This is a genomic window from Pseudomonas sp. MF08817 (assembly GCF_059862705.1).
This window is the reverse complement of the sequence record NZ_JCBCUY010000015.1, coordinates 106,190-131,644: the sequence shown is the minus strand read 5'-3', so window position 1 is coordinate 131,644 and position 25,455 is coordinate 106,190. Positions and strand designations below refer to the sequence as shown.

Annotated in this window: 20 protein-coding genes; 9 read left to right on the top strand and 11 right to left on the bottom strand. The window is 63.9% G+C overall.

The window, feature by feature from the left end:
* Nucleotides 1-82: 82 nt before the first annotated feature.
* From AC19YR_RS11790 to AC19YR_RS11780, 3 genes are all read right to left on the bottom strand, one after another.
* Entirely contained in the window at nucleotides 83-484 is a 402-nt protein-coding gene (locus AC19YR_RS11790) for an acyltransferase family protein (RefSeq protein WP_500598547.1), read from the bottom strand.
* 203 nt (nucleotides 485-687) lie between these two features.
* The gene (locus AC19YR_RS11785) at nucleotides 688-1,974 is read right to left on the bottom strand and encodes an OprD family porin (RefSeq protein ID WP_095108792.1); all 1,287 of its coding nucleotides are present in this window, start codon (nucleotides 1,972-1,974) and stop codon (nucleotides 688-690) included.
* A gap of 270 nt (nucleotides 1,975-2,244) precedes the next feature.
* A complete protein-coding gene (locus AC19YR_RS11780) occupies nucleotides 2,245-2,421 on the bottom strand; it encodes a hypothetical protein (RefSeq protein ID WP_500598545.1) in 177 nt (58 codons plus the stop codon).
* A gap of 350 nt (nucleotides 2,422-2,771) precedes the next feature.
* Between AC19YR_RS11780 and AC19YR_RS11775 the strand changes: the two genes are divergently transcribed.
* Entirely contained in the window at nucleotides 2,772-4,871 is a 2,100-nt protein-coding gene (locus AC19YR_RS11775; protein WP_500598543.1) for a TonB-dependent receptor, read from the top strand.
* A 219-nt stretch (nucleotides 4,872-5,090) separates the two neighbouring features.
* Here the strand turns inward: AC19YR_RS11775 and AC19YR_RS11770 are convergent, their stop codons facing one another.
* The 4 genes from AC19YR_RS11770 to AC19YR_RS11755 all read right to left on the bottom strand — a co-directional run bounded on the left by AC19YR_RS11770 (nucleotide 5,091) and on the right by AC19YR_RS11755 (nucleotide 10,643).
* Nucleotides 5,091-5,303, bottom strand: a complete 213-nt coding sequence (locus AC19YR_RS11770) for a hypothetical protein (RefSeq protein ID WP_095108788.1) — start codon at nucleotides 5,301-5,303, stop codon at nucleotides 5,091-5,093.
* Between the two features lie 235 nt (nucleotides 5,304-5,538).
* Nucleotides 5,539-6,645, bottom strand: a complete 1,107-nt coding sequence (aguA, locus tag AC19YR_RS11765; RefSeq protein WP_095108787.1) for an agmatine deiminase — start codon at nucleotides 6,643-6,645, stop codon at nucleotides 5,539-5,541.
* Nucleotides 6,646-6,650: 5 nt separating this feature from the next.
* Complete coding sequence (gene aguB, locus AC19YR_RS11760; RefSeq protein WP_095108786.1) at nucleotides 6,651-7,529, bottom strand: N-carbamoylputrescine amidase; 879 nt, start codon at nucleotides 7,527-7,529, stop codon at nucleotides 6,651-6,653.
* 201 nt (nucleotides 7,530-7,730) lie between these two features.
* On the bottom strand, nucleotides 7,731-10,643 hold the full coding sequence (locus AC19YR_RS11755) for an aminotransferase (RefSeq protein WP_500598541.1): 2,913 nt from the start codon (nucleotides 10,641-10,643) through the stop codon (nucleotides 7,731-7,733).
* A 191-nt stretch (nucleotides 10,644-10,834) separates the two neighbouring features.
* Between AC19YR_RS11755 and rfbB the strand changes: the two genes are divergently transcribed.
* Genes rfbB through AC19YR_RS11725 form a run of 6 tightly spaced genes read left to right on the top strand, consistent with a single transcriptional unit; the run spans nucleotide 10,835 to nucleotide 17,059 of the window.
* Complete coding sequence (gene rfbB, locus AC19YR_RS11750) at nucleotides 10,835-11,923, top strand: dTDP-glucose 4,6-dehydratase (RefSeq protein WP_500598539.1); 1,089 nt, start codon at nucleotides 10,835-10,837, stop codon at nucleotides 11,921-11,923.
* 2 nt (nucleotides 11,924-11,925) lie between these two features.
* Nucleotides 11,926-12,471 (top strand): dTDP-4-dehydrorhamnose 3,5-epimerase, encoded by a 546-nt coding sequence (gene rfbC, locus AC19YR_RS11745; protein WP_500598538.1) that lies wholly within the window; start codon nucleotides 11,926-11,928, stop codon nucleotides 12,469-12,471.
* Complete coding sequence (rfbD, locus tag AC19YR_RS11740; RefSeq protein WP_500598537.1) at nucleotides 12,468-13,343, top strand: dTDP-4-dehydrorhamnose reductase; 876 nt, start codon at nucleotides 12,468-12,470, stop codon at nucleotides 13,341-13,343. Before rfbC ends, rfbD begins: the two co-directional genes overlap by 4 nt.
* Nucleotides 13,344-13,375: 32 nt before the next feature.
* A complete protein-coding gene (locus AC19YR_RS11735; protein WP_095108781.1) occupies nucleotides 13,376-15,184 on the top strand; it encodes a sensor histidine kinase in 1,809 nt (602 codons plus the stop codon).
* Nucleotides 15,181-16,581, top strand: coding sequence for a sigma-54-dependent transcriptional regulator (locus AC19YR_RS11730; RefSeq protein WP_500598535.1), 1,401 nt, complete (start codon nucleotides 15,181-15,183; stop codon nucleotides 16,579-16,581). Before AC19YR_RS11735 ends, AC19YR_RS11730 begins: the two co-directional genes overlap by 4 nt.
* A gap of 22 nt (nucleotides 16,582-16,603) precedes the next feature.
* A complete protein-coding gene (locus AC19YR_RS11725) occupies nucleotides 16,604-17,059 on the top strand; it encodes a YiiD C-terminal domain-containing protein (protein ID WP_095108779.1) in 456 nt (151 codons plus the stop codon).
* A gap of 83 nt (nucleotides 17,060-17,142) precedes the next feature.
* On the opposite strand, the gene dibA is transcribed toward AC19YR_RS11725, so the two are convergent.
* Nucleotides 17,143-19,062 (bottom strand): phosphodiesterase DibA, encoded by a 1,920-nt coding sequence (dibA, locus tag AC19YR_RS11720; protein ID WP_095108778.1) that lies wholly within the window; start codon nucleotides 19,060-19,062, stop codon nucleotides 17,143-17,145.
* 149 nt (nucleotides 19,063-19,211) lie between these two features.
* Between dibA and desA the strand changes: the two genes are divergently transcribed.
* Nucleotides 19,212-20,396 (top strand): delta-9 fatty acid desaturase DesA, encoded by a 1,185-nt coding sequence (desA, locus tag AC19YR_RS11715; protein WP_095108777.1) that lies wholly within the window; start codon nucleotides 19,212-19,214, stop codon nucleotides 20,394-20,396.
* A 93-nt stretch (nucleotides 20,397-20,489) separates the two neighbouring features.
* The gene (locus AC19YR_RS11710; RefSeq protein WP_500598533.1) at nucleotides 20,490-21,044 is read left to right on the top strand and encodes a GGDEF domain-containing protein; all 555 of its coding nucleotides are present in this window, start codon (nucleotides 20,490-20,492) and stop codon (nucleotides 21,042-21,044) included.
* A gap of 21 nt (nucleotides 21,045-21,065) precedes the next feature.
* On the opposite strand, the gene AC19YR_RS11705 is transcribed toward AC19YR_RS11710, so the two are convergent.
* From AC19YR_RS11705 to gabD, 3 genes are all read right to left on the bottom strand, one after another.
* Nucleotides 21,066-22,280: an HDOD domain-containing protein gene (locus tag AC19YR_RS11705; protein WP_500598532.1), complete on the bottom strand. Its 1,215-nt coding sequence runs from the start codon at nucleotides 22,278-22,280 to the stop codon at nucleotides 21,066-21,068.
* Nucleotides 22,281-22,407: 127 nt separating this feature from the next.
* Nucleotides 22,408-23,685 (bottom strand): 4-aminobutyrate--2-oxoglutarate transaminase, encoded by a 1,278-nt coding sequence (gabT, locus tag AC19YR_RS11700; RefSeq protein WP_500598531.1) that lies wholly within the window; start codon nucleotides 23,683-23,685, stop codon nucleotides 22,408-22,410.
* Nucleotides 23,686-23,866: 181 nt separating this feature from the next.
* Entirely contained in the window at nucleotides 23,867-25,309 is a 1,443-nt protein-coding gene (gene gabD / locus AC19YR_RS11695) for an NADP-dependent succinate-semialdehyde dehydrogenase (RefSeq protein ID WP_095108773.1), read from the bottom strand.
* Between the last annotated feature and the right edge of the window lie 146 nt (nucleotides 25,310-25,455).

Sequence of the window (25,455 nt, the reverse complement as noted above, 5' to 3'; positions counted from 1 at the left end):
CGTGACCGGCTGTTTCGGAACAGGCGGAAAATCGGTCACGTTGTTAGCGAAATGAGCGGTCACGCGTTAGCGAAATGGTCGGTCACGATGTACCGAAACGGGCGGTCACGATAGGCCGAAATACGCACGCAGGTGCAGACTTACCACTAAAAGGTTCGTGATTGAACGAGATGCCCTGGTCATAGGCGAGGACCTTGCCAAACTCCAAAACAATAAATATCCCCAGCATGAAGATATGCAGCGGAAACAGGCGAAAGGTTCGGGAGATGAAAAAGTGCCTGAAATTGAACGCCATCCTTGAACCATAAACATGGGTCAGGACAAACCCGCTTAACACGAAAAAGAACGCCACCAAGGCGTAGGAATGCCGAAAGAAAGCCAACTCGGTAAAGCTGTCGTAGATGCGCAAGTGGTAGACCACCACCGCCAATGCGCAAAGCCCGCGAAAACTGTCCAACGCATGAAACCTATGGTCTTTGTGCATATGCCGCCCTTCTCTGCCGCCGATGGCGCTAGCGCCTCCTATCCATATAAACGGCGAGATCAGGGCTCATTAATGGCATTTCGCAAGCGTAGACCACACACAGTCGACTGGCCATTGCACGACCATCACACATAAAAAAACCCCGAACCAGTCGGGGTTTTTTCGTTCAGCCAGCCCTCAGGTCAGCGTCACACACGCGTTCATCAGAACACGTTGATCGGGTAGTCGACGAACACACGCAGCTCGTTACCGCTGTCGTTGTATTCAGCCGATTTTTGCGACACCCGCAGGATGGAGCTACGCAGCCTTACGCTCAGGTCTTTGGCCGGGCCGCTTTGGACCACGTACTTGAACTGGTTGAAGATTTCGCGCTCGGTACCACCGGTGCTGGTGGAGGTGGTGATGTTGTCGCCACGCACGTAGGCGAAGTTGTAGCTCAGGCCCGGCACACCGAAGGTGGTGAAGTCCAGACCGTAGCCCAACTGCCAGCTGCGCTCGTCTTCGGCGTTGAAGTCAGACCAGTAGGAGTTAGCCAGGTAGATGGTGTTGCCACCGTCACCGACGCGACCTGTGTTCTGGTAGCCGCCGTACGGGTAGCCGGTGTTGGCGTCGCCGGTGCTGCGCTGGTGCGCCAGGGTGAAGGAGTGAGCGCCGAGGGCGTAGGTGGCCGCCAGGCTCCAGATTTTGTTGTCGTCGCCGGTCAGGCCGTTGTCTTTGACGTAGGAGCTGTCCAACTTGCTGCGATAGCCGTTGAAGTCCAGAGTCAGGGACTGGTCAGTGGCCAGCGGGAACACGTAGTTGAGGTTGATGTACTGCTTCTTCAGCACGTCTTCGACGTCGGAAGCGTACAGCGCGCCCTTGAACTGTTCGGTGAACTGGTAGCTACCGCCCAATACGTTGATCGACTTCAGGCCGCCGCTGTCGTGGCCTTCGGCGCTTTTACGCGATTCGGCGGTGAAGCGGCCGGCGTTCAGTTCCAGGCCTTCGATTTCTTTGGAAGTAATCAGGGTACCGGTGTAGCTCTCTGGCAACAGGCGACCGTTGTCGTAGTTCAGCACCGGCAGGGCCGGCATTTGGTCGCCGTAGGTCAGGGTGGTGCTGGACAGGCGGAACTTCACTGCCGCGCCGGCCTTGGCCAGGTCGCCGGCCGGGTTGCCGCTGTCGCCCAATTTGAAGAAGTCGATACCGCCGCCACCGCTGTGGCTGCCTTTGTCCAGGCGCACGCCGTACAGGCCGAAGGCGTCAACGCCCACGCCGACGGTGCCTTGGGTGAAGCCGGACTTGAACGTGCCGATGAAGCCTTGGCCCCATTCACGCTGGTCACGGTTGCCGTCTTTCTTGTCGCGATTGATGTAGGCGTTACGCAGCAGCACGTTCAGGCTGCTGTCTTCAACGAAGCCCTTAGCCTGGGCTTGTTCGTTAGCCATTGCCTGAGTGGCTGTTGCGCTCAAAATCCCCAGTGCGATCAGACCGATCCGCTTATTCAACATATTATTTTCCTTATTTCGGGTTGATACGCGCTGTGACGGCAGACAGGGAGGCGTTTGAACGCTCTTTTTCCCGGCCCTAAATAAAAAAGCCCGCCCCACGAACCAACGCGGCGGACCTCTTATTATTTTGATATATGGCTTATAGCCACAGGCGTTGAGGCGAATCCTATCCGCGCCCTCAACGACGTGTCAATTTCATGAATCTTCTGTCAATAGGCCGATTTCTTATAAGGCTGCCAGACGTGACCTACACCTAGCCGGGTCGAATACTCAAGCCTGCGCTGCTGCGTCGCCACAGCCCGCGTCTTCGCACACCTGCGCGGGCGCTGAAAACGGGGTGTCGATGCGGCCCCAGGACTTGCGCTGCCAAGCCGCGAACGCTGCGGGTTTACCCAACCAGGGGCCAATATCGATCAGCTGGAAATGGCCGTCCTGTTCCAGCGCCAAGGTCGAGAAACCCTGCCCGCAAAGCCAGGCCAATAAGGCGCGGCTTTCTTTTACAGGGTCGGCCAGTGCAGCACGGCTGACGCACGCCAGCGCGCGGCTAAAGGCCGCGGGTTGCAACCGCAGCAGCAGCCTAGCCCTGCCATCGTTTTAGAAAAATACCGTGTCGGGTTTTTGTCTGTTACGCCCCTGGTAAAAATGGCTGAAAGCCCTTGCCCTGTGCATCAAAGACCGCAGAAACATAACGAAACATCTAAATTGCACAGCCAATCAATAATAATTAACCAGAGTAAATATCACGCATTATCATTCGCACCCTCTTCTGTTTTTCACATATTTGGATGCGTTTTCCGATGCCTGCCCCTTTCCGCTTTTCGCCCGTTTCCCTTGGGCTTTGCACTTTGCTGTGCGCCGGTTTTGCCAGTGCCGCCACCACCGTATTGCCCGCCACCGCCATCAGTGCCCAAGCCGATACGCCGGACGACGACCCACGCGTCAAGCAAACCAGCACCGCGACCCGCACCGCCACGCCTGTGCGCTACGTGCCGCAAGCGATTGATTCGGTGAAAACCGCCAATGTCATGGACTACGGCAACAACGATTTGGGCAAGGCGTTGAGCGGCCAACCCAATATCAGCAGCGGCGCCGACACCCGCTTCGACAGCCTGCGCATCCGCGGTTTCGACGCCAGCAACGACTTCTACCTGGACGGTATCCGCGACGACAGCCAGTACAAGCGCGATCTGCACAACATCGAGCGGGTAGACGTGCTCAAGGGCCCGGCGGCGGTGCTCTATGGCCGTGGCAGCCAGGGCGGGATCATCAACCGGGTGAGCAAACTGCCGCAGTTCGGCCGCCGCTCCACCCTTGAAGCACAGGGCGGTAGCGAAGACCTGCGCAGCCTCTACGCCGACCTGAGCACCGACCCCAGCGACAACCTCAGCCTGCGCCTGAACATGGGCAACGAGGACCAGAACAGCTTTCGCGATGGCGTGGACGGCAACCGCCAGTTGTTCGCCCCGTCCATGAGCTGGCAATTGACCCCTGAGCTGAATTGGCTGGTGCAGTACGAACACAGCCGTTACAACCGCACCCCCGACCGTGGCATCCCCGGCATCAACGGGCGCCCGGCGGACGTGGGCCGCGACACCACCTACGGCGGCGAACACGATTTTATCGACGACAAATCCCAGTCCCTGCGCTCCAAGCTCAGCTACGAGTTGGCCGACAACTGGCAACTGCGCCACACCCTGGGCGTGTTCAAGCTCAACAGCGACTTCGATAACACCTACCAGACCGGCTACGACAAAAAAACCGGCAAGGTCACCCGCCAGCACTGGCAGCAGGACCTCACCACCCGCAACGTCTACAACAACCTGGAGCTGGAGGGTGGCTTCGACACCTTCGGCCTGGAGCATCGCCTGCTCACCGGCCTGGAACTGGGCAGCCAACGCCGCGACCCGACCCTGTACAACGCCGCCACCAAAGGCGCCAATGTGCTGCCGGTACCGGGCCTGGACCTGTACAACCCCGATCGCAGCCTGGTGCATCGCGGCGCCATGACACTGTTCAGCAGCAGCCATACCGAAGTCGAAAGCCGCGCGGTGTATGTGCAAGACCAACTGCGCCTCAACGATCAATGGCAACTGCTGGCCGGCCTGCGCTACGACACCTTCGATATCGAGTCCACCAACAACCTCACCCGCCTCACCGAGGACCGCGACAGCCACAGCACCAGCCCACGGCTGGGCGTGGTCTGGACGCCGTTGCAGGACCACTCTTTCTACGCCTCCTGGACCAAGACCTTCTCTCCGGTGGGCGGCGGCCTGATCGGCATGACCCCGGGCGCGGCCGGCAATACCAACGACCTGAGCCCGGAGCTGACCAAGCAGAAAGAAATCGGAGTCAAGAGCGACTGGCTCGACGAACGCCTGAGCACCACCCTGGCGGTGTATGAACTGGAACTCTACAACCGCCGCACCACCGACCCGGACGACCCCACCAAAACCGTGCTCAGCGGTATGCAGCGCTCACGCGGCATCGAGCTGACGGCCGCGGGCAACATCACCGGCAACTGGTACTTACGTGGCGGCATCGGTGTGCAAGACGCCACCATCGTCAAGGACAACAACGGCCAGGAAGGCAAACGCATCAACAACGTGGCCAAGCGCAATGGCAGCCTGTTCCTGACCTGGAAACCACACATGGGCTGGTACGCCGAAACCGGCCTGACCCTGGAAGGCGACCGCTTCGCCGACAACGCCAACACCACCGTACTACCCGGCTACGGCCGTTGGGATGCGTTGGTGGGCTTGCGCCAGAAAGACTGGGACCTGCGCGCGGCGCTGAACAACATCACCGACCGCACCTACTACGCCTCGGCCACCAGCGCCGCGCAAATCCAACCCGGCGCACCGCGCAGCCTGGTGGTGACGGGAACCTATAGCTTCTAAACCCCAAAACCCCAGGCAAACCTGTGGGAGCGGGCCTTGCCCGCGATGGCGCCAGCCTGGCCAGTGAATAGGCGGGCCTCATCGCGGGCAAGCCCGCTCCCACCGCAGTGGGTGGCGCTCAAAACCCACAGGGAGGGATCTGCGGGGATGGTAAATGGCAAATCCTGAACAAAAAAAAGCGCTGCCATCCGGGCAGCGCTTGTACCAATCCGTTGATGTCTATCCTTGCATCACATCCCACAGCGCCTGGATTTCAGCTTCGCTGAACAACCCAACCGGGTAACGCTCGATCATCGTCCGGCGCGAGTCGCTGTAGGCAACCCGGCGCGCTCCATTGGACTTCAACCATCGCGCCAGAACCTGGAGCGATTCGCGATTTATTGCCAGGGGATGCAGTGTTCGCTCGCAGACCATATTCAATTTGGCGTCCATTTCAACGCACTCTCCTGGTTTGTGAGCGGCCAACTTATCCAAGCTATATGACAGAACGTCGCAGCCTGGATTAACGCTAAAGGCAGATACAAGAGCTGTGCCAAGGCAGGGGATTGTCTGACGATCGACATAAAAAAACCCGCAGCTCAGGCCGGCTGCGGGTTTGGCTACTTCTACCGGGGTTGGCCGGGCACCGGCGGCGCCTTGGCGGCGACACCGGCTGTTACAACCTCACTCACTCTTTGTGCGGCGCAGGCTGTTGTTGGGTAAGGCAGTGAATATTGCCGCCACCCAGTAACAACTCGCGCCCCGGCACCATGACCACTTCGTGCTGGGGGAACAGCGCCTGGAGAATCTCGCGCGCCGGCTCGTCCAACGGGTCGTCGAAACTCGGCGCAATGATGCCGCCGTTGACGATCAGGAAGTTGACGTAGGACCCGGCCAGGCGCACCGACGGGTTGCGCTCCTGGCTGCCTTCCACTGCGTCCACCCCGGCACACTCTTCTGCGGTCGCGTACAGCGGCCCCGGAATCGGCATCTTGTGCACCACCAAGGTGCGGCCCTTGGCGTCGGTGGTGGTTTCCAGCACCTTCAGCGCGGCCTGGCAGCGCGGGTAGTTGGGGTTTTGCGGGTCGTCCGTCCAGGCCAGCAGCACTTCGCCGGGGCGCACGTAGCAGCAGAAGTTATCCACATGGCCGTCGGTTTCGTCGTTGAACAGGCCATCGGGCAGCCAGATGACTTTATCCACAGCCAGATGAGCGCCAAGCACCGCTTCGATCTCTTCGCGGCTCAGGTGCGCATTGCGATTGCGGTTGAGCAGGCATTCCTCGGTGGTAATCAGGGTGCCTTCGCCATCGACGTGGATCGAGCCGCCCTCCAGCACAAAACCCTCGGTGCGGTAGCGCGCGGCCCGTTCGATTTCGAGGATCTTGCTGCCCACCTGGCAATCGCGGTTCCACGGCGCATACAGGCCGCCGTCAAACCCGCCCCAGGCATTGAAGTCCCAGTGCACGCCGCGCACCTGGCCGTCGTTGTTGATGACGAAGGTCGGCCCGGTGTCACGCACCCAAGCGTCGTCGCTGGACATCTCGACCACGCGGATATTGGGCACGTCCAGGCGCGCCCGGGCGTTTTCGTATTGCGCCGCCGACACCGCTACCGTCACCGGCTCGAAGCGCGCGATGGCCTTGGCCACCGCAACGTGGGCGGCCTGCGCGGGCTTGCCGCCCAGGCGCCAGTTGTCCGGGCGCTCGGGCCAGATCATCCAGGCCTGGGTCTGCGGCGCCCACTCGGCCGGCATGTAGAAGCCGTCAGCGCGCGGGGTGCTGTGCAAAGTGGTCATGGCGATCAGGACTCCAAAGAACCGTCGAGGGTCTTGAGGGCGCCGTACAGGTTCGGCCGGCGGTCGCGGAACGAGCCCCAAGCGCTGCGGATGTGTTCCAGCTCATCGAGGTCGAAGCTGTGCACCAGCACGCCTTCTTCGGTTTCGTTGAGTTCCTGGACCTTCTCGCCGAACTGATTGGCGATGAACGAGGAGCCGTAGAAGGTGATGTCGTAGCCGTCCTGCTCTTCGTTGCCGATGCGGTTGCTGGCGATCAGCGGCATCAGGTTGGCACCGGCATGGCCCTGCTGCACGCGCTGCCAGTGGTCGCGCGAGGAGATGGTCTTGTCATGCGGCTCGCTGCCGATGGCGGTGGGGTAGAACAGGATTTCCGCGCCTTGCAGCGCCATGCTGCGGGCGCACTCGGGGAACCACTGGTCCCAGCAGATGCCCACGCCGATTTTCGCGTAGCGGGTGTTCCATACTTTGAACCCGGTGTCGCCGGGGTTGAAGTAATACTTTTCGTGGTAACCAGGGCCGTCCGGGATGTGGCTCTTGCGGTAGATGCCCAGGTTGCTGCCGTCGGCGTCGATGATGGCGATGCTGTTGAAACGCGCCCGCCCAGCCAGCTCGAAGAAGCTGATGGGCAGCACCACTTGCAGTTCCTTGGCGATTTTCTGGAAGTGCTTGATGGCCACGTTGTCGTCAACGTGGGTGGCCAGTTGCAGGTAATCGGGGTTGGGCTTCTGGCAGAAGTACGGGCTCTCGAACAACTCCTGGATCAGGATGATCTGCGCGCCCTTGGCGGCGGCTTCGCGCACCAGTTTCTCGGCGGTCTCGATATTGGCTTCGAGGTCCCAGGAACAGGCCATCTGGGTGGCGGCGACGGTAACGATACGGCTCATGAATCATCTCCTGGGGGGGTGGTCGGCCGCCCAGGATAACGGGGGCCGATGACAGAGCGGGGGAACGCGGGTAGATATGGAGGCCTTTATAGCCGATAAAAATCGGCTATTGAAGTCTGAAATTATCCACCCATCTAAAAAGCTGCATTTATTGCCGATAACAATCTGACTTCATACGCTGAAAATCATCACGGTAGACCTCTACAACCCCTCATCCAGCACCTTGGACAGCATATCGACGAAGAAATCCACACTCTGGCGGGTGGTGACCATCGGCGGCTTGATCTTGAGGATGTTCAGGTAATCGCCGGTGGGCTGCATGAAGATCCCCAATTCCCGCAGGCGCTCGCACAGGGCCGCGGTTTCTTCGCTGGCCGGCTCCAGGGTGGCGCGGTCGCGGATCAACTCCACGCCCAGGTAGAACCCCGAACCGTGCACCGCGCCCACCAGCGGATGGTGCTCGGTCAGGGCTTGCAGGCGCGCCTTGAAGTGCTCGCCCACCACTTGGGCGTTTTCCCAGAGTTTCTCTTCGGCCATCACGTCCAGCACCGCCATGCCGATGCGGCAACTGACCGGACTGCCGCCCGAAGACGAGAAGAAGTAACCCTCGGCCTCCAGCGCTTCGGCGATTTCCCGGCGGGTAATCACCGCGCCCAGGGGCTGGCCGTTGCCCATGCCCTTGGCCATGGTGATGATATCGGGCACCACGCCCTGCTCTTCAAAGCCCCAGAAGAACTTGCCCATGCGCCCGTAGCCGACCTGCACTTCGTCGGCGATGCACACGCCGCCCTGGGCGCGCACCTTGGCGTACACCTGCTGCAAATAGCCTGGCGGCAGGGAGATCCCGCCCGCGTTGCCGTACACCGGCTCGCAGATAAACCCGGCGACTTGGCGTTGCTGCCGCGCCAGGTTGGCCAGGGTCTGCTCCACGCTGCGCACGTAGGCCGGCGCACTGTCGGGGCCGCGGAACGGCCCACGGTAAGTGTTGGGCGCGGTGACCGGGTGCACCCAGTCGGGGCGGGTGCTCAGGGCTTGTGGGTTGTCGGCGATGGAGGTGGAAATCGCATCGGTGGCCACCGACCAGCCGTGGTACGCCTCCAGCACGCTGAGCATGTCGCGCCCGCCGCTGTAGGCCCAGGCCAGGCGAATCGCCAGGTCGTTGGCTTCGGTGCCGCTGTTGACGAGAAACACCCGGTCCATGGAGGCCGGCGCCAGTGCCAGCAAGCGTTCGGAGAACTCGGCAATGGCCGCGTAGTGAAACCGCGAGTTGGTGTTGAGCAGCGACCACTGGCGGCTCGCCTCCTGGGCCATGCGCGGGTGGCCGTGGCCGAGCACCGCGACGTTGTTGAGCATGTCCAGGTAGGAGCGGCCCTGCATGTCGATCAGGTGGTTGCGCCAGCCGCGTTCGATACGCGGCGGGTCGGCGTAATAGTGTTTTTGCGAGCGGGCGAAACTGGCCTCGCGGCGCGCCAGCAGGGCCTGCGGGTCGGTTTCTGGCGCGGCATCGCAGGCCAGCCCCAGCAGCGCCGCCGGGGACGGGCACAAGGCTTGCCACGCCGGGGCGCGGGTGGGTGAGCAAAAGAGCGGCGGGTCGAGTTCGGCGCTGCGGCACACTTGCACCTGCAACAAGCCATTGGCCGTGCCCAGCGCCTGGCCCTTGCGCAGCGCCGTGGCGGCTTCTGGCAACGGCACCACGCCCCATAAACGCAGGCTCGACGCCGCGCCATCGAGTTGCACGGCGCCCTCGCCCAGGCTGCGCAACGTGCCGTCGAACGGCGCCTGCACCGCCGTGCCCAAGGGCACGTGGAGCTGCACGTGCAGCGGGCAAGTCTCGGGTTCCACCGCGCTGTCGATGCGCGTGCGCGAGAGGCGGTACTGGCCATAACGGCTGGCCGCCAGGCCATGCACGGCCGCCGCTTCGGCCAGCAAACGCTCATCGATGCCGGCCTGCTCCCAGTTGCCCGCTTCGAAATGGGGGCTGAGCACGCCCAGGTCGAGCAACACGAACTCACGCCCCACCAGCCCTGGCAGCAGCGGCGCAAAGCCCTCGCTGGCCACGGGTGCGGACACCTCGCCGACGGCGCTGAGAATCGCCGCTTCCATCAGGGCCAGCGGCACCGAGGTGGCCACGCGGAAAATCTCCCATTCATGGCTCAGGTTGTCGCGGCTGTACTGGTTGCCGGGGTCGATGCTCACTTGCTGCTCGCCGCTGAGCACCAGCACCGCCGCGCGGGCCACGATCAGCGGCCACAACGCCTGCAACTCCTGGGGCAGCAAGGGGTTGACGCGGTGATAGGCGCGGATCGCCGGGAGGATATAGAAGGGGTCGCCCTCGGCATGGTGCAGCAACGCCGCGCAGGTCACCGAGAGGTCGGCGATGCGCCAGGTGCGGACCAGGTCGCCAAAATCGATCACGCCTTGCAACTGCCATTGGCGCTGGGGATCGCGCTGCCAGACCACGTTGTCGTCGGTGATGTCCAGGTGAATCGCCTGCACCGGCAGGCTCGCCCGCAGCGGCTGCAAACGTTGCTCGGCCTGCTGCGCGGCGGCGGCCACCTGCTGCTGTTGGTCAGCGTCGCCCAGCACCGGCAGCAAATGGGCGATCAACGCCTGGGCGTGTTGCGGGTCCCATTGCAGGGCGCGCTCCAGGCCTGGGTGCTGGAAGGTCGCCAAGGCCCGGTCCATCTCGCCGCACAGGCACCCCAGGCCAGCCACCAGCTCCGGGCCCAGGTGCTTGAGGTGGGTCAGGGAGCGGCCGTCGATGTACTCCAGCACGCGCACATGCACCGGCGCGCCGGCCACTTCCAGGGTCAGCAGGTCTGCGCCGTTGCGCGCGGCGAGCACCCGCGGCACCGGCAGCCCGGCCTGCCCGGCCAGGTGCTGGAGCGCCGCGTGCTGGGCGGCGAGTTCGGTGGCGGCGTAGTCGCCCCGGCAGATTTTCAGCACGTAGCGGCCCTGGTCGCTGTCCAGGCGATAGTTCAAATCCTGCTGGCTGCCCAGCGCCTGCAAGGTGCCGCTCAAACCGTAATGCACCTGGAGCAATTCCAGTGCCTGGGCCGCGCTGACTTGCGGGCCGGGCAGGCTGGCACGGTGAATCATGGTGGCGAGCGACATAGCAAAACCCCTGGGTTGAGAATCAGGCGCCTATCTCGCCACTGCGCTGGCGGTTACGCAAGCCCCTGCCGTCGTCCTACACGCGGCTGCGATTTATCCGAATTCTCCCGCCAGCCTTGCGCCGCCCGCCAAGGGGCGACAGGCTATGCTCCTTTTTGCTCCACGCCTGCTCCAGAAAGAAGGTCCACGACATGCGCATTCTCATCACCGGCGGCGCCGGGTTCATTGGCTCGGCCCTGATCCGCCACCTGATCGAGCACACCGATCATGAGGTGCTCAACCTGGACAAACTGACCTACGCCGGCAACCTCGAATCCCTGGCCAGCATCGCCACCAACACCCGTTACGAGTTCGTCCAAGCCGACATCGCCGACCAGGCCACCGTCAGCACCGTACTGGCGCGGTTCCAGCCCCAGGCCATCATGCACCTGGCCGCCGAGTCCCATGTCGACCGTTCCATCGATGGCCCGGCAGCGTTCATCCAGACCAACATTGTCGGCACCTACGCCTTGCTCGAAGCCACCCGCGCCTACTGGCAGACGCTGGCCGAGGCAGACAAACGGGCGTTTCGCTTTCACCACATCTCCACCGACGAAGTCTACGGCGACCTCCATGGCGTGGATGACCTGTTCACCGAAACCACGCCCTACGCCCCCAGCTCACCCTACTCGGCCAGCAAAGCGGCGTCCGATCACCTGGTGCGCGCCTGGCATCGCACCTATGGCCTGCCGGTGCTGCTGACCAATTGCTCGAACAACTACGGGCCGTTCCACTTCCCGGAAAAACTCATCCCGCTGGTGATCCTCAACGCCCTGGTCGGCAAGCCGCTGCCGGTGTACGGCAACGGCCAGCAAGTGCGCGACTGGCTGTTCGTCGACGACCACGCCCGGGCCCTGCTCAAAGTGGTCAGCGCAGGTGAGGTCGGGCAGACCTACAACATCGGCGGCCACAACGAGCAGAAGAACATCGACGTGGTGCGCGGCATCTGCCAGTTGCTGGAAGAACTGGCGCCGCAAAAACCGGCCGGTGTGGCGCAGTTCGCCGATCTCATCACCTTCGTCACCGACCGCCCCGGCCACGACCAGCGCTACGCCATCGACGCCAGCAAGATCGAACGCGAACTGGGCTGGGTGCCCGAAGAAACCTTCGCCAGTGGCCTGCGCAAAACCGTGCAGTGGTACTTGGCCAACCTTGCGTGGTGCCAACATGTGCAGGACGGCAGCTATCAAGGCCAGCGCCTGGGCAACAGTGACTTCAAAGACCTGATCGCCGGAGCCTGAGCATGAATGTCATCCCTACCCAACTGCCCGGCGTGCTGGTGATCGAGCCGACCGTGTTCGGCGACGAGCGCGGTTTTTTCTACGAAAGTTTCAATGCCCGGGCGTTTGCCCAGGCCACGGGCCTGGAGCTGAATTTCGTCCAGGACAACCATTCCCGTTCGCGCCAAGGGGTGCTGCGCGGCCTGCACTATCAGTTGCAAGACACCCAAGGCAAATTGGTGCGCGTCACCGCCGGCGAAGTGCTCGACGTGGCGGTGGACATCCGCCGCAGCTCGGCGCATTTCGGCCAGTGGGTGGCGGTGCGGTTGTCGGCACAGAACCACCGCCAATTGTGGGTACCCGAAGGCTTCGCCCATGGCTTTGTGGTGCTCAGCGAAGTGGCCGAGTTCCTCTACAAGACCACCGATTACTACAACCCCCAAGCGGAGCGCTGCCTACGCTGGGACGACCCCACACTGGCCATCGACTGGCAACTGGACGAGGCGCCGCAATTGTCGGCCAAGGATCAGGCCGGCCAGTGGCTGCGCGACGCGGACCTGTTCCCATGAAGATCCTTATCAGCGGCCAGCACGGCCAGGTCTCCCGCGAGCTGCAAACCCACCTCAAGGGCTTGGGCGAGTTGGTGGTGCTGGGGCGCGAGCAACTCGACCTCGCTGACCCCGCGCAGATCCGCCACCAGGTACAGAGCATCCGCCCGCACCTGATAATCAACGCCGCCGCCCACACCGCCGTGGATCAGGCCGAAAGCGAGCCGGACCTGGCCTTCGCCATCAACGCCACGGCGCCCCAGGTTTTCGCCGAGCAGGCACAGGAATTGGGCATTCCGTTGATCCACTACTCCACCGACTACGTGTTCGACGGCAGCAAAAACGCGCCGTACACCGAGGCCGATGCGCCCAACCCCTTGAGCGCATACGGGCGCAGCAAACGGGCGGGCGAGCAGGCCATCAGCGCCGTGGCGGGCCAGCACCTGATTTTGCGCATCAGTTGGGTGTACTCCACCCATGGGCGTAATTTCCTGCTGACGATGCAACGCCTGCTGCAAGAAAAACCTCACCTGCGCATCGTTGCCGACCAGATCGGCGCGCCTACCTGGGCCGCTACCATCGCCCGCAGCACGGCGCAGTTGATCGAACGCTGGCAGGCCGGCCGCGCCGGGCCGTGGGGCGTGTACCACTTGAGCGCGGGCGGTGAGACTTCATGGTTCGGCTTCGCCCAGGCCATCGCCGCACACCTGCAAGCCATGGGCCGGCCCTGTGCCAGCCTGGAGCCGATCCCGACACGCGACTACCCAACCCCCGCCACCCGCCCGCTCAACTCGCGCCTGGACTGCTCGCGCCTACAGCAGCAGTGGGGCGTCAGCCAGCCCGATTGGCACAGCGCACTGCACGAGTGCCTTGCAGGGCAGCACTGGGCATAATGCCCCCTCGCCCCGACAGCAATCAGAACGCCATGACTCCCACCCTTCCCCGCCGCCCACGCTGGCGCAGCCTGGCACTGCTGGCCCTGTGCCTGGCGCCGCTGCTGTGGCCGCTGGAGCACTTGGCCGAGCGCTACTACCGCAGCGAACTGGCGGGGCAGAACCGCCAGACCCTGGATCTCTACGTCGCCAACCTGCTGGGCACCCTGCACCGCTACGAGGTGATGCCCCAAACCCTGGGTGACCTGCCGGCGCTGCGGGCGGTAATCGCCGCGCCGCACCATCGCCTGACCCAGGACAACGCCAACCAGTTGCTGAAAAACATCGCGGTGCAGAGCGGCGCCGAAGTCATGTACCTGATGGACACCACGGGCAACACCCTGGCGGCGTCCAACTGGGACAAAAGCGACAGCTTCGTCGGCCGCAATTTCGCCTTCCGCCCGTATTTCAGCGAAGCCATGGCCGGGCGCCTGGGGCGGTTTTTCGGCCTGGGCACCACCTCCGGCAAGCGCGGCTACTTCTTCGCCGCCGCCGTGCACGATGCCGAGCAAGTGGTGGGCGTGTTGGTGGTCAAGGTCGACCTGGACCACACCGAACGCCTGTGGGGCAACACCCCCGAGCAACTGCTGGTGACCGACCACAATGGCGTGGTCATCCTCACCTCGCGCCCGCAATGGCGCTTTCGCGCAACCCGCCCCCTGACCGCAGCCGAGCGCGAATCGATCGCCGCCGTGCAGCCCTACCCCACCCGCGACCCGCAGCCGCTGAACCTCAACCCCGCCGCGTGGCTGACCCAGGTCCAGCAAATCGACGAAACCGGTTGGAGCGTGAGCATCCTCGCCCCGCGCACCCTGATCGACCGCCCGGTGCGCACCGTGCTGGTGATCGGCGGCGCAGCCCTGCTGGTGTTGATGCTGTTACTGGGGCTGATGATGCAGCGCCGCCGCCATTACCTGGACCGCATCGCCTTCGAAGCCAAGGCGCGGCGCACCCTGGAAATGCGCGTGGCCGAGCGCACCAGCGACCTCGAAGGGCTGAACCGGCGCCTCAAAGAAGAAGTGCTGGAACGGGAAACGGCCCAGCAAGAACTGGTGCGTGCCCAGGATGACCTGGTGCAGGCCGGCAAGCTCTCGGCCCTGGGCACCATGTCGGCGAGCATCAGCCACGAGCTCAACCAGCCCCTGGCGGCGATCCGCAGCTACGCGGAAAACGCCGAAATCCTCCTCGACCACCAACGCCTGGACGACGCCCGCGGCAACCTCAAGCTCATCAACGAACTGACCGGGCGCATGGCCTCGATCATCGCCCACCTGCGCGCCTTCGCCCGCCGCGACCGCCATGCCCCGGAAAGCGTGGCCCTACAACCGGCCCTGGACGATGCCCTGGCCCTGCTGGCCAAACGCCGGCGCGCCATGGAAGTGGAACTGATCCGCGACCTGCCGGCCGCCACCCTGTGGGTCGAGGCCGGCGAAACCCGCTTGCGCCAAGTGCTGGGCAACCTGCTGGCCAACGCCCTCGACGCCCTCACCGAAAAAGGCCCGCCGCGCAAACTCTGGCTCAGTGCCCAGGCCACGGACGAGGGCGTTACCCTGTCCATCCGCGACAACGGCCCGGGCTTTTGCATGGAAGCCCTGGGCCGGGCCAGCGAACCCTTCTACACCACCAAGACCCGCACCCAGGGGCTGGGGCTGGGGCTGGCGATCTGTGACACCCTGATGCGCGCCTTTGGCGGTGAACTGTCGTTCGCCAACCACCGCGAAGGCGGCGCCCTCCTGACCCTGCGCCTGCGTGCCGGCGCACCGGGCGTGAGCCTGCAACCTCCCGAGGACCGAAGTTCATGAGCGCCCCCATCGACCACCGAACCCAGGTGCTACTGATCGATGACGATCCCCACTTGCTCCAGGCCCTGAGCCAAACCCTCGACCTCGCCGGCCTCAAGGTCCAGGCCCTGGCCGAGGCCCAAGGCGTGGCCGCGCGCCTGGAGCGCGACTGGCCGGGGGTGGTGGTCAGCGACATCCGCATGCCGGGCATGGATGGCCTGGAGCTGCTGGCCCAGTTGCACGGCCAGGACCCGGAGCTGCCGGTGCTGCTGATTACCGGCCACGGCGACGTGCCGCTGGCGGTGCAAGCCATGCGCGCCGGCGCCTACGATTTCCTCGAAAAACCCTTCGCCAGCGACGCCCTGCTCGACAGCGTGCGCCGCGCCCTGGACCTGCGCCGCCTGGTGCTGGACAACCGCAGCCTGCGCCTGGCCCTGAGCGAGCGCAACGAGCTGAGCGCGCGCCTGGTCGGCCAATCGGCGCCGATGCTGCGCCTGCGCGAGCAGATCGGCGCCCTCGCACCGACCCACGCCGACGTGTTGATCCTCGGTGAGACCGGTGCCGGCAAGGAAGTGGTCGCCCGCGCCCTGCACGACTTGTCGGCGCGGCGCAACGGGCCGTTCGTGGCGATCAACGCCGGCGCCCTGGCCGAATCGGTGGTGGAAAGCGAACTGTTCGGCCACGAACCCGGCGCCTTCACCGGCGCGCAAAAACGCCGCATCGGCAAGTTCGAGTTCGCCAACGGCGGCACGCTGTTTCTCGATGAAATCGAAAGCATGAGCCTGGACGTGCAGGTCAAGCTGCTGCGCCTGCTGCAAGAACGGGTGGTCGAACGCCTGGGCGGCAACCAACAGATCAAGCTGGACATCCGCATCATCGCCGCCACCAAGGAAGACCTGCGCCAAGCAGCCGACCAGGGGCGGTTTCGCGCCGACCTGTATTACCGCCTCAACGTCGCGCCGCTGCGCATCGCGCCGCTGCGCGAGCGGGGCGAGGATGTGCTGGCGCTGTTCCAGCATTTCGCCGACGAAGCCAGCGCCCGCCACGGCTTGGCCCTGCAAACCCTGCAACCGGGGCAGCGGGCGCTGCTGCTGCGCCACACCTGGCCGGGCAATGTGCGCGAACTGCAAAACGTCGCCGAACGCTTCGCCCTGGGCCTGGAACTGGCCCTCGACAACCAGGAACCCGACGCCGCCACCGCGGCCCTGGGCAACCACTTGGGTGGCGGCCTGAGCGAGCAGGTCGAAGCCTTCGAGAAAAACCTGATCGCCGCCGAACTGACCCGCCCGCACAACTCCGTACGCAGCCTCGCCGAAGCCCTGGGCATCGCGCGCAAGACCCTGCACGACAAACTGCGCAAACACGGCCTCAACTTCGCCGACGCCAACAGCCACAACAACGCCGATGACCCGGACTGACCCACCCCACGAGACCCCGCCAATGAGCCGCGAGCGCCAACACCTGGAATCGATGCTGCACCACGACATCCCCCTGACCCGGGAAATGGGCCTCAAGGTGCTCGATTGGCAATCGGCGCAACTGCGCCTGCAACTGCCGCTGGCGGCCAACGTCAACCACAAGAGCACCATGTTCGGCGGCAGCCTGTACTGCGCCGCCGTGCTGGCGGGCTGGGGCTGGCTGCATTTGCGCCTGCGCGAAGAAGGCATCGACGAGGGGCACATCGTCATTCAGGAAGGGCAGATCAGCTATCCGCTGCCCGTCACCACCGATGCCATCGCCTTGTGCGCAGCGCCGGATGAGGCGCAGTGGCGCAAGTTCCTGGCCATGTACCGGCGCCACGGCCGCGCCCGCCTGACCCTGCACACCCGCGTGGTCAACAGCGACAGCGACGAAGACGCCGTGCGGTTTAGCGGGCAGTACGTGTTGCATCGGTGAAGGCCAACATTTTCAGCGCGCGTTAGGGCCTGGGTACGGGCGAGCCCGCTCCCTCAGGGCAGGCTCTCTGCCATAGAGGGCGGTCAGGGGATCTGCGGTCGGTTGGCCCAGTCCAGCATCGGCGCGGGCACGGGTTTGCCGAACCAGTAGCCCTGGCCCAGGTCGCAGTCGTGGTCGAGCAGGAATGCCGCCTGTTCCACCTGCTCGACCCCTTCGGCGTGGACCTGCATGCCCATGCTTTGCGCGAGGGCGATTATCACCCGCACGATGGCCGCGTCGTCCTCGTCCCAGGGCAGCCCGGCGACAAAGCCCTGGTCGATCTTGAGCTTCTGCACCGGCAAACGCTTGAGGCGCAGCAGCGACGAATAGCCCGTACCGAAATCGTCGATGGCCAGGCGTAAGCCCAGTTCGCGCAAGCGGTGCATTTGCTCCAGGGCCACTTCCGGGTCTTCCATCACCGCACTCTCGGTCACTTCCAGTTCCAGGAAAGCCGGGTCCAGGCCAGTGTCGTGCAGCACTTGGGCAACCTGTTGGAACAGCTCTCGGCGGGCGAACAGACGGCTGGAGACATTCACCGCGACAAACGACAGGTCCACCCCGGCCTTGAGCCACTCACACATCTGTGCGCACGCCTGGTGCAGCACCCAGGCGTCGATCTCGGCGATCAACCCGGTGCGTTCGGCAATCGGAATGAATTCGGCCGGTGCCACCAGGCCCCGCTCCGGGTGCTGCCAGCGCACCAGCGCTTCCACCCCCACCAGGCGTCGGCTGCGCAGGTCGTGTACGGGTTGGTAGTAAACCCGCAATTCCCCTTGTTCGAGGGCGCGGCGTAGCTGGCTGGCGATTTCCACCCGGTGCTGGGCGTGGGCGGTCAGTTCTTCGGTGTACAGCGCGTAACCCTCGCGCCCGGCGCTCTTGGCCTTGAACAGCGCCGAGTCGGCGTTGCGCAGCAGTTGCTCGGCGCTCAGGGCGTCGCTGGGGAACAGGCTGATGCCGATGCTGGCGTTGACGAACAGCGCATGCCCGCCCAGTTGGAACGGTTCCTTGAGGCCATCGATCACCCGTTGCGCCAGCGCCGCGGCCTGCATCAGTTGCGGGCAGCTCTCGGCGAGCACCGCAAATTCATCGCCGCCCAGCCGCGCCAGGGTGATGCCGGGGCCGAACATGCCTTGCAGGCGCTCGGCCACAGCCTTGAGCAACTGGTCGCCGACGTTGTGGCCGAGGCTGTCGTTGATGATCTTGAAGTGGTCCAGGTCGATCATCAGCAAGGCGCACCCGCGCTTGTGGATCTGCGCCGACGCCAGCGCCTGGGCGGCGCGGTCGGTGAACAGCAAACGGTTGGGCAGGCCGGTGAGCGGGTCGTGGTGGGCCAAGTGGGCCAGTTCGTGCTCCGAATCCTTGATGGCGCTGATGTCGGAAAACACCGCGACGTAGTGGCAGACTCGGCCCTTTTCGTCGCGAACGGCCCTGATCGTCTGCCATTGCGGGTAAATTTCGCCGCCTTTGCGCCGGTTCCAGATCTCACCGCTCCATTCGTCATGGCTTTGCAGCGTGGCGAACATCTCCTCGTAGAACGCCTTGGAATGATGACCGGACTTGAACAGGCTGGGTTGGCGGCCCAACACCTCATCTTTTTGGTAACCGGTTATTTCGGCAAAAGCGCGGTTAACGTGCACGATCTGGCCTTTGGTGTCACTGACCAACACCCCTTCGCGGGTGCAATCGAACACGGCAGCGGCCTGGCGCAGGCGTTCGCGGTCGGCCTTGCGGTGGCGCACGGCGGCGTCGATGCCGAGGAAACTGAGCCAGCCGCTGCGGGCGGCAAAAATCAGCACGGCACTGAATAACGTCCACAGCCCACCATTGACGAGCTGCCAACGCGCCACGTCGGCAGATTCATCCAAGTGATTGCTCAATAAATAACCAGTAATCGACAGCCAGAGCAGCGATAACAGGAAGTAGAGCAGCGCTGCGCGTAAGGCGTCGCGAGAAGAAACCGACATAAGGCAGCCAAGAGTCCCTACGAAAAGTTGGGGATTATAGGGGAAAGAATCATTACGCCACTGTTATCTGTCGCCTCGGCTGGTTTTATCTGCGGGCATGGTGATAATGCGTCGGCAGTCTCTTTACTTAATCGAGGGCCAAACAGCCTATGTGGTACAACGGTTTTCTTGACTTGTCGCCGTGGCAACTGGTGGCAGTCACCCTGTTGATGACCCACGTGACCATCATCGGCGTCACGGTTTATCTGCACCGCTACTCGGCCCACCGCTCCCTGGAACTCAACGCGGGCCTCAAGCATTTCTTCCGTTTCTGGCTGTGGCTGACCACGGCGCAGAACACCCGCGAGTGGACCGCCATCCACCGCAAGCACCACGCCAAGTGCGAGACGGTGGACGATCCCCACAGCCCGGTCATCAAGGGCCTGTCCACGGTGCTGCGCAAAGGCGCCGAGCTGTACCGCGCCGAGGCAGAAAACCCCGAGACGCTGCGCATCTACGGCAAGAACTGCCCGGACGACTGGATCGAGCGCAACCTCTACACCCGCTTCCCGCTGCTGGGCGTGGCCTTCATGGGCATCATCGACCTGCTGCTGTTCGGCACCATCGGCATCACCATCTGGGCGATCCAGATGATGTGGATTCCGTTCTGGGCCGCCGGCGTCATCAATGGCCTGGGGCATGCCGTGGGCTACCGCAATTTCGAGTGCCGCGACGCCGCCACCAACCTGGTGCCGTGGGGCATCCTGGTGGGCGGCGAGGAGCTGCACAACAACCACCACACCTACCCCAACTCGGCCAAGTTGTCGGTCAAAAAGTGGGAATTCGACCTGGGTTGGGCCTGGATCAAGGTGTTCAGCTTCCTGCGCCTGGCCAAGGTGCAGCGCGTAGCGCCCATTGCCCACCGCGTCGAAGGCAAGGGCCACCTGGACATGGACACCGCCATGGCGATCCTCAACAACCGCTTCCAGATCATGGCCCAGTACCGCAAATTGGTGATCGCGCCCCTGGTCAAGCAGGAGCTGGAGCGGGTCGACCACTCGGTGCGCCACCAGTTCCACCGTGCCAAGCGCTTGCTCTCGCGCGAAACCAGCCTGTTGGACGACCGCCACCACGTGCGCATCCAGACCATGCTCGAACACAGCCAGGCCCTGAAGGTGATCTACGAAAAACGCCTGGCGTTGCAGCAGATCTGGGCCAAGACCAGCAGCAACGGCCACGACATGCTCGCCGCGATCAAGGAGTGGATCCACGAGGCCGAGGCCAGCGGTATTCAGTCGCTGCGTGAGTTCGCCGACCAGTTGAAAACCTACTCGCTGCGCCCCGCCACTGCCTGACCCCGCACCCCGGCGCGCCCTGTTCGCGGGCGCGCCTTGCGGAACTTCGTGCCTTTTCCCTTATCTCAAAGAGCCATTCGCCGCTGGCACGGCGTGCCCTTTGAGATTGTGCCGATGATCGATAAGAACCTACACAGCGCTTGCGGGCCGTTGCCGATGGCCGGCGCGGGCCTGTTGCCGCCGGGCGAGCGCGCCCGGGACTTCTTCGAGCGCGCCACCCTGGCCTTCGACAAAGCGCGCCTGCAGGGCGCCCCGCTGGCATTCTTACGCCTGGAGATCGACGACCTGGCCCACGTCAACGCCCGCTACGGCCAGCGCCAGGGCCTGCGCGTGCTGCGGCGCATCGCCGAACGCGGGCGTCTGGCCTTACGCCATGGCGATCTGTTCCGCCATCTCGAGGGCGAAACCTTTGCCGCCGTACTCAACGGTTGCCCGCCCGACATGGCCGCGCAAGTCGCCGAACGCCTGCACCAGACGATTCACGGGCTGAGCTTCGACCACGACCGCCAACACTTCAGCATTACCCTCAGCCTGGGCCTGGCCAGCCTCGGCGGCACCGACCTGAGCCTGCAAAGCCTGGCCCTGCGCGCACAAAACGCCAGCCGCGAAGCCAAGCATCTGGGCGGCAACCGCATTGCGCTGGGCTGAGGCCCGCTTGCTACAAAGCCATCAGCCCCGACGCAGGCGCGCCAGCTCCGGCAGGCCGAGCCGCAACAGGCGTGCGGTTTTGCTGCCGGCCAGGGCTTCGATGCCGTCCGCAGTGCGCAGGCGCGCCATTTGGGCGGCCATGTTCATCACCAAGGCTTCGCGCGAGTAAACCCCGCCGCCCAGGTGATAGATCGCCGCGATCAACTCCCGCAGTTCCAGGGGCAAGCGCCAGCGGGTGCGCAGCGCCGAGCCGTAGGCCGCACCAAAGCGCGCCAGGGCCTCGCCTACCTCTTGCTGGTCGTCCAACTCGCCGCCCGCCTGCAACCACTCCTGCAGGCAGCGCAGCAGCGCCAGGTCGCCCAGGCAATGCAGCATGCCCGCGCAATAGCAGCGCTCCTGGTCCAGTTCCAGGGTGCGGGCCAGGCTGCGTGCATATTCGGCGGTGTGCAGCGACAGTTGCCAGTAACGCTCGGCGTAATCGGCCAGCGCCGGGTCGCTCAGGCGCGCGCTGCGCTTGAGGGCCAGGCCCAGGATCAGGTTCATGCTTTGCCCGCTGCCCAGGCGCTGCAAGGCCTGGGGCAGGGTTTGCACCGCGCTGCCGTGATGCTGGGCCGCGCTGTTGGCGGCGGCGATCAGCACGGCGGTGATCTGCGGGTCGGTGCGGATTTCCTGTTCCAGCACCTTCAGATCCAGGCCTTGGGGGTTGAGGCTGCGCTTGACCGCCAATTGCACATCAGCCAGCAGCGGCGCGCCATCGGCCACGTCGCGGCGCCGTTCCAGAAAGCCATTGAGGCTCATGCCCCGCGCCAGGGCCGGCACCTCGCAGGTCACCGGTGGGCCCGCGCCCAGCAGCAACTCCCGCAAACGCTGGGTCAGGCCTTCCATGTCCAGGGGTTTGGTCAGGTAAGCGGTGGGCGCCAGGGGCAAGGCTTGGCGCACGCTGGCACTGTCGCTGCGGTGGCTGAGCAACATGAACGGGAGCACCGGGTTGCGCCGCTGCTGACGCATGCTGCGCAGCAGGCCCAACCCATCGACACCGGGCAACTCCCAATCGGCAATCACCAGGTCGTAGGGCTTTTCGCTAAACAGCGCCAGCGCTTGCTGGCCATCACCGCACACATCCAGCCGCGCATCGCAACGCACGTTCAGCACGACCTGCTTGAGCAAGTCTCGCGACCAGGGGTCCGCGTCCGCGATTAGCACTCGGGGTACAGCGGGTACATCAACAGCCGTCATCAGCACGCTCCAGACAATGGCTGAACTTTAGACAATGCTGGCCTTTCGATACAGCACAAAGCCCGAATAACCGCGCAAAGCCATAAAAAAACCCGCCGAAGCGGGTTTTTTGTCGATCAACTCACACTCACAGCTCGGCGAAGCACGCTTCGATGATCGCCAGGCCCTTGTCCAGTTGCTCGTCCGGCGAGGTCAGCGGCACCAGCACCCGCAGGACGTTGCCGTAAGTGCCGCAGGACAGCAGGATCAGGCCCTTTTCACGCGCCTTGGCGACCACTGCGGCCACCGCCGCCGCGTTGGGCTTGTGGGTGTCGCCATCGTCGAACAGCTCAACGGCGATCATCGCCCCCAGGGCGCGTACGTCGCCGATCACCGGGTATTTCGCCTGGATCGCCTTGAGGCCACTCACCAAGCGTTCGCCCACGGCTTTGCAGCGGTCGAGCAGGTGCTCTTCTTCAAAGACTTCCATCACCGCCAGGGCCGCAGCACACGCGATCGGGCTACCGGCGTAGGTGCCGCCCAGGCCACCGGGGGCGATAGCGTCCATGTACTCGGCCTTGCCGCAAACACCGGCCAGCGGGAAGCCACCAGCGATGGATTTGGCGAAAGTGGTCAGGTCGGCGGCAACGCCCATCTGTTCCATGGCGAAGAAGGTGCCGGTACGACCGGCGCCGGTTTGTACTTCGTCAGCGATCAACAGGATGCCGTGCTTGTCGCACAGCTCGCGCAGGCGCTGCATGAACGCTTTCGGCGCGACGTAGAAGCCGCCCTCGCCCTGCACTGGCTCGATGATGATGGCCGCGATGTCACGGGGCTCGGCGTCGTTCTTGAAGATGCGTTCGATGCTGGCGATGGAGTCGTCGACGCTCACGCCGTGCAGCTCGTTGGGGTACAGCGCGCGGAAGATACCGCCCGGCATCAGGCCCATGCCCGCCGAGTACGGCACGACTTTGCCGGTCAGGCCCAGGGTCATCATGGTGCGGCCGTGGTAGGCGCCAGTGAAGGCGATCACGCCGGCGCGGCCAGTGGCGGCACGGGCGATCTTCACGGCGTTTTCCACCGCTTCGGAACCGGTAGTGACCAGCAGGGTTTTCTTCGCGAAATCACCCGGCACCTTGGCGTTGACCTTCTCGCACAGCTCCACGTAGGGCTCGTACGCCAACACCTGGAAGCAGGTGTGGGTCAGTTTGTTCAGTTGCTCGGTGACCGCCGCGATGATTTTCGGGTGCAGGTGACCGGTGTTCAGCACCGCGATACCGCCAGCGAAATCGATGAACTCGCGACCTTCGACGTCGGTCACGGTGGCGTTCTTCGCCGAGTCGGCGAAGATCGGGTGAATCTGGCCAACACCGCGCGGTACAGCGGCTTCGCGGCGTTTCATCAAAGAAGCGTTTGTCTTGCTCATAAAGTCCTCATTCGCCACTCATCGGGTGGCGCAGCTCAAGGATTACGTGGTGGGGAGGCAACTACGCCAGCATGCGATGATCGACTGCCACAGCTTTCCCGGCCACTTCGAATAACGGTTTGGAACGCGCCAGGGGTCAGCGCTCTCGTGCCCCTGGCGTTTGCAGCATTCCCGGCCGGGCTTAGATGCCCAGGCAGAGGTATTTGATTTCCAGGTAATCCTCGATCCCGTACTTGGAGCCTTCACGGCCCAGGCCCGAGGCCTTGATGCCGCCGAATGGCGCCACTTCGTTGGAGATCAACCCGGTATTGACGCCAACCATGCCGTATTCCAAAGCCTCGGCCACGCGGAACACCCGGCCCAGGTCACGGGCGTAAAAGTACGACGCCAGGCCGAACTCGGTGTCGTTGGACATCGCGATCACTTCGGCCTCGTCCTTGAAGCGGAACAGCGGCGCCAGCGGGCCGAAGGTTTCTTCCTTGGCCACGGCCGCGTTCTTGGGCACGTTGACCAGGATGGTCGGCTCGAAGAAGTTGCCTTCCATGGGTTTGCCGCCGGCCAGCAGTGTGGCGCCTTTGCTCAGGGCGTCGGCGATGTGTTCCTGGACCTTGGCCACAGCTTTTTCATCGATCAGCGGGCCAGTGGTGGTGCCCTCTTCCAGACCGTTGCCGATCTTGAGCTTGGCCACCGCCACCTTGAGTTTTTCGGCGAAGGCGTCGTAGATCGAGTCCTGAATGTACAGCCGGTTGGCGCAAACGCAGGTTTGGCCGTTATTGCGGTACTTGGAGATGATCGCGCCTTCGACGGCCTTATCCAGGTCCGCGTCGTCGAACACGATGAACGGCGCGTTGCCGCCCAGTTCCAGAGAGACTTTCTTGATGTCCTTGGCGCATTCGGCCATCAGTTGACGGCCAATTTCGGTGGAGCCGGTGAAGGACAGCTTGCGCACGGTGGGGTTGCTGGTCAGCTCGCCGCCGATGTCGCCGGCGCTGCCGGTGACCACGCTCAACACACCTTTAGGGATACCGGCGCGGTGCGCCAGCTCAACCAGGGCCAGGGCCGAGAACGGAGTTTGCGAGGCAGGTTTGATGACCATGGTGCAACCGGCGGCTAGGGCCGGGCCGGCCTTGCGGGTAATCATCGCGGCCGGGAAGTTCCACGGGGTAATGGCGGCGGTCACGCCGATTGGCTGCTTGATGACGATCAGGCGCTTGTCGGGCTGGTGGCCGGGGATCACATCGCCGTAGATGCGCTTGGCTTCTTCGGCGAACCACTCGATGAACGAGGCGGCGTAGACGATTTCGCCCTTGGCCTCGGCCAGCGGCTTGCCCTGCTCAAGGGTCATCAGGCGGCCGAGGTCGTCCTGGTTCTCGATCAACAATTCGTACCAGCGGCGCAACTTGTTGGCGCGCTCCTTGGCGGTCAGTGCACGCCAGGCTGGCAACGCCTTGTCTGCGGCCTCAATGGCCCGGCGGGTTTCAGCGGCGCCCATTTTCGGCACGGTGCCCAGCACTTCGCCGGTGGCCGGGTTGGTGACCTTGATCGTCTGACCGTTGTCCGCGTCGACCCAAGCACCGTCGATGAAGGCTTGCTGGCGGAACAACTGGGTGTCTTTGAGCTGCATGTAGGCTTTCCTTAACAGCACCGCACAAGGCGGAGCGAATTGTTGATTGTTAAAAAAGGCGCCTCAAGGGCTGCCGTCAGGAAATTCATTCACCGGGCCGAAGCACAATCAGCGCACGCGGGAACGAGCGTGCGGTTCAGCACCCA